The organism is Aliiroseovarius sp. PTFE2010 (assembly GCF_049943335.1).
Taxonomy (GTDB): Bacteria; Pseudomonadota; Alphaproteobacteria; order Rhodobacterales; family Rhodobacteraceae; genus JBNFVY01.
Genome location: NZ_JBNFVY010000020.1, coordinates 1 through 8,384 on the forward strand (window position 1 = coordinate 1; position 8,384 = coordinate 8,384).

Annotated in this window: 9 protein-coding genes and 1 pseudogene; 5 read left to right on the forward strand and 5 right to left on the reverse strand. The window is 61.3% G+C overall.

Annotated elements, in window-relative coordinates:
- The 5 genes and pseudogenes from ACP2AV_RS15365 to ACP2AV_RS15385 all read right to left on the reverse strand — a co-directional run.
- Window positions 1-83, reverse strand: a pseudogene (locus ACP2AV_RS15365) (electron transfer flavoprotein subunit beta/FixA family protein); the annotation flags it as partial.
- Between the two features lie 182 nt (window positions 84-265).
- Complete coding sequence (locus ACP2AV_RS15370) at window positions 266-838, reverse strand: cob(I)yrinic acid a,c-diamide adenosyltransferase (protein WP_426373655.1); 573 nt, start codon at window positions 836-838, stop codon at window positions 266-268.
- 4 nt (window positions 839-842) lie between these two features.
- A complete protein-coding gene (locus ACP2AV_RS15375) occupies window positions 843-1,046 on the reverse strand; it encodes a twin transmembrane helix small protein (protein WP_426373656.1) in 204 nt (67 codons plus the stop codon).
- Window positions 1,047-1,130: 84 nt separating this feature from the next.
- Window positions 1,131-1,967 (reverse strand): SDR family NAD(P)-dependent oxidoreductase, encoded by an 837-nt coding sequence (locus ACP2AV_RS15380; RefSeq protein WP_426373657.1) that lies wholly within the window; start codon window positions 1,965-1,967, stop codon window positions 1,131-1,133.
- Window positions 1,968-2,006: 39 nt separating this feature from the next.
- Window positions 2,007-2,534, reverse strand: a complete 528-nt coding sequence (locus ACP2AV_RS15385) for an SH3 domain-containing protein (protein ID WP_426373658.1) — start codon at window positions 2,532-2,534, stop codon at window positions 2,007-2,009.
- 128 nt (window positions 2,535-2,662) lie between these two features.
- Between ACP2AV_RS15385 and ACP2AV_RS15390 the strand changes: the two genes are divergently transcribed.
- From ACP2AV_RS15390 to ACP2AV_RS15410, 5 genes are all read left to right on the forward strand, one after another.
- Complete coding sequence (locus ACP2AV_RS15390) at window positions 2,663-5,008, forward strand: DNA topoisomerase IV subunit A (RefSeq protein WP_426373659.1); 2,346 nt, start codon at window positions 2,663-2,665, stop codon at window positions 5,006-5,008.
- Complete coding sequence (locus ACP2AV_RS15395) at window positions 5,001-6,290, forward strand: DUF898 family protein (RefSeq protein ID WP_426373660.1); 1,290 nt, start codon at window positions 5,001-5,003, stop codon at window positions 6,288-6,290. Before ACP2AV_RS15390 ends, ACP2AV_RS15395 begins: the two co-directional genes overlap by 8 nt.
- Window positions 6,287-7,531, forward strand: a complete 1,245-nt coding sequence (locus ACP2AV_RS15400; RefSeq protein WP_426373661.1) for a M48 family metallopeptidase — start codon at window positions 6,287-6,289, stop codon at window positions 7,529-7,531. The genes ACP2AV_RS15395 and ACP2AV_RS15400 overlap by 4 nt, the downstream gene beginning before the upstream one ends.
- Window positions 7,532-7,565: 34 nt before the next feature.
- Entirely contained in the window at window positions 7,566-8,207 is a 642-nt protein-coding gene (locus tag ACP2AV_RS15405) for a hypothetical protein (RefSeq protein WP_426373662.1), read from the forward strand.
- A gap of 82 nt (window positions 8,208-8,289) precedes the next feature.
- The coding region (locus tag ACP2AV_RS15410) for a GTP-binding protein (protein WP_143163231.1) at window positions 8,290-8,384 on the forward strand (95 nt) is incomplete at its 3' end.

Here is an 8,384-nt window from a genome sequence, read left to right on the forward strand (position 1 = left end):
AGATCGACACCGCTTCCGTCCGCTTTCACACGAACCTTAACGTTGTAGTCGATCACGCGCTTGACAGGTACAAGTACCTTCATCACGGTATCTCCCTTTGTATGGTGCGCGAGCGCTGACGCCCGCCAATTCTGCGCACGCTTGTTACCCGAGGGTCCGTGGGGAAAACAGCGCAAAAATGCCGCACCGCCGCGTCAAGACGCAGCGTTGTCGTGCTGAAATACCGCCCGGCACTGGAATTACGGTTTGGAACGGCGCGGTCGGGTTACCTGTTTGCCCCGGGCACCCAGAGCACATCGCCGCGGCCCTGATCGTTGGCGATCCGCGAGGCCACGAAAAACCAGTCGCTCAGGCGATTCAGGTATTTCACTGCGGCAGGGTTCACGTCTTCCTGGGTTGCCAATTCCGTAGCCAGCCGTTCTGCCCGCCGCGATACCGTCCGGCACAGGTGCAAATGCGCCGCCAGCGGCGTCCCGCCCGGCAGGGTAAAGCTGCGCAACGGGGTCAGATCGACATTCATCGCGTCGATTTCGTTTTCCAGCCGCAGAACCTGCGCGTCTGACATGCGCAGTGGCTCATATTCGGCATCGGCGTCCTTGGCCATGTCGGGCCGGCTGAGGTCAGCGCCCAGATCGAACAGATCGTTCTGGATGCTGGCCAGCTGCGCGTCCATCGCGCCATCCGCGTGCAGGCGCGCCAGGCCCACTGTCGCGTTGACTTCGTCGGCGGTGCCATAGGACTGAACCCGCAAGTCGTGTTTGACGCGGCGCGACCCATCGCTCAGCGCGGTGTCGCCCTTGTCGCCGGTTCGCGTATAGATCTTGTTCAGGACAACCATTTCCTCACCCTTTGCTGCGGACGTAAACGAAGAGCAGAACCATGCAGATCGCGACGAACTGTGCGATGATCCGGTACCGCATCACGCGGTTGGCATGTTTGCGGTTGAAATCGCCACCCTTGGCGAAGCCGCCGATGCCAATCATCAGGATGACCAGAACCGCCAGGACGGCCACGATCATCACGCCAAAGAGCGGGTCTTGGAACATGTTTCCTCCACTGCGTTTCGCCTGTCATCGCACATAGTCCCCTTGTCGCGCAATCCACGGTGCCCTGCGGCCCGCTGCCGCGCGTCAGGCCTTGTTCGACAACCAGTCGATCGTGCGGGTCGGCAGCGCGCGCCGCCCCATTGCGGTGATCCAGGTGGCGCGGGTGACATAATAGTGGGCGCGCGGGCGCGGGTTTTCGATCGCGTGGATCAGCTTGGAAGTTACCGCCGAGGGCGGCAATTCAAACGGATCGGGGCCGGGGTTTTCGGCGTAAAGGCGCGGGATCAGGGTTTTGCGATACTGATCTGCGCGGGCGCTGGTTTCCCAGTCGATCCACGTTTCAAAGTTCTTTCGCGCGTTCAGGCGAAACCGCGTCGGGATGGGGCCCGGTTCGATCAGGCTGACGCGGATGTTCGTGTCGCGCATTTCCAGCCGCAACGTGTCTGTCAGCCCTTCGAGCGCGAATTTCGTGGCGTTGTACGCGCCGCGCCATTTCAGGGCGACCAGTCCCAGGACTGACCCGCAATTCACGATTCGCCCATGCCCTTGGGCGCGCATCAGGGGAATGATCCGCCGGGTCAATTCGTGCCAGCCGAACAGGTTAGCCTCAAAAATCTGGCGCAGGGCATCGGTTGGCAGATCCTCGACCGCCCCTGGAATGGCATAGGCCCCGTTGTTGAACAGGGCGTCGATACGTCCGCCGGTCCGCGCCGTCAATTCGTCCAGTGCAGCCTGGATCGTTTCGGGTTTTTCGTAATCAAGAACAAAGCTTTCCAAGCCTTCGTCGCGCAAGGCGGCGCAATCTTTGGCGTGCCGGCAGGTGGCAAGGACACGCCACCCCTGACGGCTGTGCAAGGTGCGCGCCGCGTCCAGCCCGATGCCGGACGAACACCCGGTAATGAGAATGATCCTGTCGCTCATCCCGCCGGGATAGCCGCCGGCAGGGGCGCGCGCAATCGCTTAGCTGGCCGGGTCAAGAAAACGCGTGGACATGTACCCTTCGACGCCGTCGCCTTCGATGCGGATACGGGCCCAGCCGTTCGATGTTTCTTCGACGACCATGGCAAGATCGCCGCGAATGACCTGCCCGACAACGCCGAATTGTGTCGATGGCCCCGCGCGAACATTCACACGGCTGCCCGACACGACAAACACGTTGCTTTGCGATGGTTCGGGTTTCATTTCGCGCGATCCGGCGTCCGGCCCGGTCGATGCGGCCGATGCGGCGAAAACAGCCGGGATCTCTAGTTGTCGCAGCCCTTGTTTGGCCGCGCTTGCCGGTTGCACCAGTTGAGCCTTTGGCAGAACCTGGGGCGCTTGCACGGCCACCGCAGTCAGCGCAATTTCGGACGTGTTGTTTTGCGCGCGCGTTACCGCAGGTGTGTCGTCTGCCAGATTTTGCGACATCTCGGCATCGGTGACATCGCGCCCGCCAATTGTCAAAACCAAGCCGATGCCGACAAGCGTCGTCATAATCAATTTGAACATGCCATCCCCCGATGTGCTGATTGCCCTATCAACTACCGAAGGCGTGGATTCGTTCCTTTGGGAAAAATAGCCAAGCGTTCCCCCTGTGCCTGCTTTACCGCGCATCACGGCGAGAGTATCAAATGCACATGAGCGAAAACGATAATCAAAAAGACGATACAGGCGCCATCCAGATCAGCGAACCGCTACGCCGTGCGATTGGCGAGCGTTACCTGACCTATGCGCTGTCGACCATCATGCACCGGGCCCTGCCCGATGCGCGCGATGGGTTGAAACCGGTGCACCGGCGCATCCTTTATGCGATGCGCGAATTGAAGCTGGCCCCGAGCGGGCGCTTCCGGAAATCATCCAAGATTTCCGGGGACGTGATGGGCAACTATCACCCGCACGGTGACCAGGCGATCTATGATGCGATGGCGCGCCTGGCGCAGGATTTCAACATCCGCTACCCGTTGGTCGACGGGCAGGGGAACTTCGGGAATATCGACGGAGACAACCCGGCGGCCAGCCGGTACACCGAAGCGCGCATGACGCAGGCGGCCGAATTGCTGATGGTCGGGCTGGATGAAAATGCCGTCGACTTCCGTGACAATTACGACGGCACATTGACAGAGCCGGTTGTTTTGCCAGCGGCGTTCCCGAACCTGTTGGCAAATGGCGCTACCGGGATCGCGGTGGGCATGGCAACCAACATTCCGCCGCACAACATTCCCGAACTGATCGATGCCTGCCTGCATCTGGTCAAGGTGCCTGACGCGCGCGATGACACGTTGCTCAACCACGTGCCGGGGCCGGATTTCCCAACCGGGGGGATTATCGTCGAGCCGCGCGACAGCATCGCCGAGGCTTATCGCACCGGACGGGGCAGCTTCCGCCTGCGGTGCAAGTGGGAAACCGAAGATCTGGGGCGCGGCCAGTGGCAGATCGTGGTGACGGAAATTCCCTACCAGGTGCAAAAATCAAAGCTGATCGAAAAGATCGCCGAGCTGATCCAGACCAAGAAAATCCCGATCCTTGGCGATGTTCGCGACGAGTCGGCCGAAGATATCCGTCTGGTCATCGAACCCAAGTCCAAGAACGTCGATCCCGATGTGCTGATGAGCACGCTGTTCCGCAATTCCGATCTGGAAACGCGGTTCAGCCTGAATATGAATGTGTTGATCGATGGCGTGACGCCCAAGGTTTGCAGCCTGAAAGAAGTGCTGCGGGCCTTTCTGGATCATCGGCGCGACGTGTTGCTGCGCCGCTCCACCCATCGCCTGGAAAAGATCGACCACCGCTTAGAGGTTCTTGAAGGGTTCATCATTGCCTTTCTGAACCTCGATCGCGTGATCGACATCATCCGCTATGACGATAGCCCCAAGGCGGCGCTGATGGCGGAAGACTGGTCCATCAAGCGCGCTCGTGCGATCGACGAAAGCGATTACGTGTCGCCTCTGCCCGCGGACGGGCCGGGCGAACTGTCCGACGTGCAGGCCGAGGCGATCCTGAACATGCGGCTGCGCAGCCTGCGCAGGCTGGAAGAGTTGGAGCTGATCCGCGAACGCGACGCGCTGATGGAAGAACGCGCGCAGATCGAAGATTTGCTGGAAAACCCCAGCGTGCAGTGGGACGAGATTTCAAACCAGCTGAAAGAGGTCAAAAAGACATTTGGCAAAGGCTATGAGGGCGGGGCGCGCCGTACTCAGTTCGCCGAAGCGCTGGAAGTGGCCGAAGTGCCGCTGGAAGCCATGATCGAACGTGAACCGATCACCGTGGTCTGTTCGCAGATGGGGTGGATCCGGGCCATGACCGGGCATATCGATCTGACGCGCGAACTGAAATTCAAGGATGGCGATGGACCGCGGTTCATTTTCCACGCCGAAACCACCGACAAGATCCTGCTGTTCGCGGCCAATGGCCGGTTTTATACCCTTCAGGGGTCGAACTTGCCCGGCGGGCGCGGCATGGGCGAGCCGGTGCGCCTGATGGTCGATTTGCCGAACGAGGTGAACATCGTCGATCTTTTTGTCCACAAACCGGGGGAAAAGCTGCTGGTGGCGTCCAGCGCCGGCGACGGGTTCATCGTGTCCGAAAACGATGTCATCGCGCAAACGCGGACGGGCAAGCAGGTGTTGAACGTCAAAGGTGGTGTGCAGGCGGCGGCCAGCCGGCGTGTCACAGGCGATCACGTGGCGATCGTGTCGGAAAACCGCCGGTTCCTTGCCTTTCCGCTGTCCGAAGTGCCCGAACTGGGGCGCGGCAAAGGGGTGCGTCTGCAAAAATACAATCAGGCGCGTGGCAAGCAGGGAACGCTGGAACTGGATGGCGGGCTGTCTGACATTACCACCTTCAACTTGTCGGACGGGCTGAGCTGGACGATGGGCGGCGACAAGACGCGCACCGAAACGGACATGACCCAGTGGATCGCCAAGCGCGCCAGTGTGGGAAAGGCGCCGCCGCACGGGTTCCCGCGGAACAACAAGTTTGACTGACACCACGGGCACTGCGGCGACGCAATTCGTCGGTCGCAAGGCCGGCATTTTTGCCATTGCGTTGCGTACGGGTATTTTGACTGTGCTGACGTTCGGGCTGTACCGGTTCTGGATGAAGACCCGCTTGCGCCAGTACTATTGGTCCGCGATCCGGCCTGGCGGCCTGCCGTTGGAATACATGGGTCAGCCGATTGAAAAACTACTGGGGTTCCTGATCGCCGTCGTGTTTCTTGCGTTCTACATCGGGATTGTGAACCTGATCCTGGTGTTCGGATCCTTTGCGATTTTCCACGGGAACCTGGTTGCTTACGTGGTGTCTTTTGTGGGGTTGGTTCCGCTGTGGTTTTTCGCCCAGTACCGCGCCAGGCGTTACGTGTTGGCGCGCACCCGGTGGCGCGGCATTCGGTTCGGGATTGAACCGGGTGCCTGGGGCTATTCCTTGCGCGCGTGTCTTTTGTGGCTGCTGACGATCTTGTCGCTCGGCCTTTTGTGGCCGGTCAAGACCTTCTGGCTCGAAAAATACCGCACGGATCGTACCTTTTTCGGGCAGGTGCGGCTGCACCAGGGCGGGCGTTGGACCATGCTGATCCGCCCGTTCCTGTGGGTCACCATCCCCTGGCTTGTCGTTTTGGCCTTGGTCGGCCATGCGCTATGGTCACTGTTCGCCCTGTCGCGCGGCCTTGGGCCGGGACCGGATCACTGGGCCGGAAACTGGGACAGCATGGGCGAACTGGGCCTGTCCCTGATCACGTCCGGTCTGATCGGCATCGTCGCCTTGGCCCTGATGGTGATCGGCGCATTGCATTATTCGGTGGCGGCGTTCCGCCGGCTTGCCGCGCACAAGCGCGCTGGGCCCTTGCGTCTGACATCACATTTGCGCACCGGCCGGTTGGCGCGGATTTACGGGTTCGGGTATCTTTTTACCTATCTTTGTGTCGGCATCGCAGTTGTGCTTTTGGGGGTCGCTCTGGGGTTGGTTGCGTTCTATGGCGCGGGCGCCCCCGAGGGGGTTCTTGATTTCCTGCTGCTTGGCGCCCAGGCTGACAGCGCGCTAGCCCGGGCGCTTTTTATCGGGCTTTCCATCGCGTCATATTTCGCGATTTTCATCATCTGGAGCGTATTTTTGCATGTGTTCGTGACGCTGCCCCGGCTGCGACACTATGCGGAAACGCTGGAAGTTCACGGCATGGACCATCTGGGGGGCGTCCTGCAGCGCGAACGTGACGAATTTGCTGAAGCCGAAGGGTTTGCCGAGGCGCTGGATCTGGGGGCGGCCATATGACCGGACCATGGGACAAGACGGATCCGCCCAATGCGCATTTTCTCGACGGGCATTCGGCAACGCTCTATCCGGCCTGGCTGTCACTGGATGAAAGCGAAGGGGACGGAGTTCTTGTGATCCGGACCGCTCAGGTATCAGCGCCCCCGTCCATCCCTGATCCGCAACAGCGCCCGGGTGCCAGGTTGGTGTCTGACCCGGCCCGCCCTGATGCGCCGCGCCGGTGGGCCATGCCGGATCTGCGCGCCGTGCCGGGGCAGGCCGGGCGCGACACCGTGATCGTGACGCACAAAGACCATCCGCTGGCCCGCCTGATCGTGCATGGCCCCCAGGCGCGTCAGGTCATCTTGCGCCGCGCGCGGCACCTGTCGGCGCGCCCGCCGGTTCGGGGCAGGGGGCGGCTGGCGATCTGGGCGGCGGCCGCTCTGTCGTCGGTGGCGTTGATCCTGTTTGTGCTGCTGCCTTCGATTTCCGATCAGCTTGCCAAATATCTGCCCTACGATGGTGAAAAAGCGTTGGGCGATACCACCTATGGCCAAATCCGCGAGGCGCTGTCGCGCACGAATGCGCCTGTGCAAACCTGCGTCGCGCCAGATGGGTTGGACGCATTGAGGCGGATGCGCGAACGGCTGGAAGCGCAGGCAAATCTGCCCTATCCGTTGACTGTTTCGGTTCTGGATCACGACATGATCAACGCCTTTGCCCTGCCGGGTGGGCGGATCGTGCTGTTTCGCGGGTTGATCGAAGCTGCGCAATCCCCCGAAGAGGTCGCGGCCGTCTTTGCCCATGAAATGGGTCACGTAGAAAGCCGCGATCCGACCCGGCACGCCTTGCGATCGGCGGGCAGTTTCGGGGTGCTCGGCCTTTTGTTTGGCGATTTCGCGGGCGGCACTGTGGTTCTGGCCCTGGCAAACCGGCTGATCAACGCGCAGTACACCCAGGCCGCCGAAGCGGATGCCGACACTTATGGCTATCGTATCTTGCAGGGCGCGGACGTGTCGCCCGTTCATTTCGCTACGTTCTTCGGGCGGATGCGCAACACCTATGGCGAAACCGATGGCATCATGCGGCATCTTGAAAGCCACCCCAACCCTTCGGCGCGGATCGACGCGGCGCGCGCAGCCGCCGATGCGCTTGACGCGCCCACGCGCCCCATCCTGACCAACACCCAATGGGCGGCGCTTCGCGGGGTATGCGACGTCACCGGGATGGGCGACATTGATAATGGGTCGGGGGCGGACTAGGTTGAGCGTTCAATTGAACGACCGGGGGAAAATAATGCTGAACAGGGTTTCGGCGCAAATGCGTCGGCTGACGCGCGGGGCGGTCGTTTTGGCCTTTGCCGGGCTGCTGGCGGGCTGCGCGGCGGATGCACAGCTTGACGATGAGCCGCCCTTTGATCTGGGTGACTTTTCGCTTGGGCACAACATTGTTGTCGCCGAAGGCATGCAGCAAGGCCCATTCTCGCGCCAGGCGACCCCGGACGAGGTTCAGGCAGCGCTCAGCAAGGCGATCACCGAACGGCTGGGGCGGTACGATGGCGACAAGCTGTATCACATCGGGCTGAAGGTGGATGCCTATGCCCTGGCAATGCCGGGTGTGCCGGTCGTCTTTACGCCCAAGTCCCTGCTGGTCGTTTCGGCGAACATCTGGGACGATGCGGCGGGCAAGAAACTGACCGACGAGCCCCAGCTTTTGACCGTTTTCGAAGGTCCGTCCGGCAGCACGTTGGTCGGGTCGGGCCTGACCCGGAACAAGGCGGCGCAGCTTGAAATCCTGTCGGCCAACATGGCCAAACGGGTTGAACGCTGGCTGCTGGAAAACGGCGAATGGTTCGGGATCGATCCGTCGCGTATCCCCGAACCGCTGGACGATGATCCCCTTGCCAGTCTTGGCGGATCGGAGACCACCGCGAAGTGACGCTTGATTTTTCGTCGCTTTGCCAATACTTCACCCGCGTTACGCAATAGGGCCCCACGGGGCGAACAATCAGAGGCGCCAAATGGCTAAGGAAAAGTTTGACCGCTCTAAACCGCACGTGAACATCGGTACGATTGGGCACGTTGACCACGGCAAGACCACGCTGACGGCAGCGAT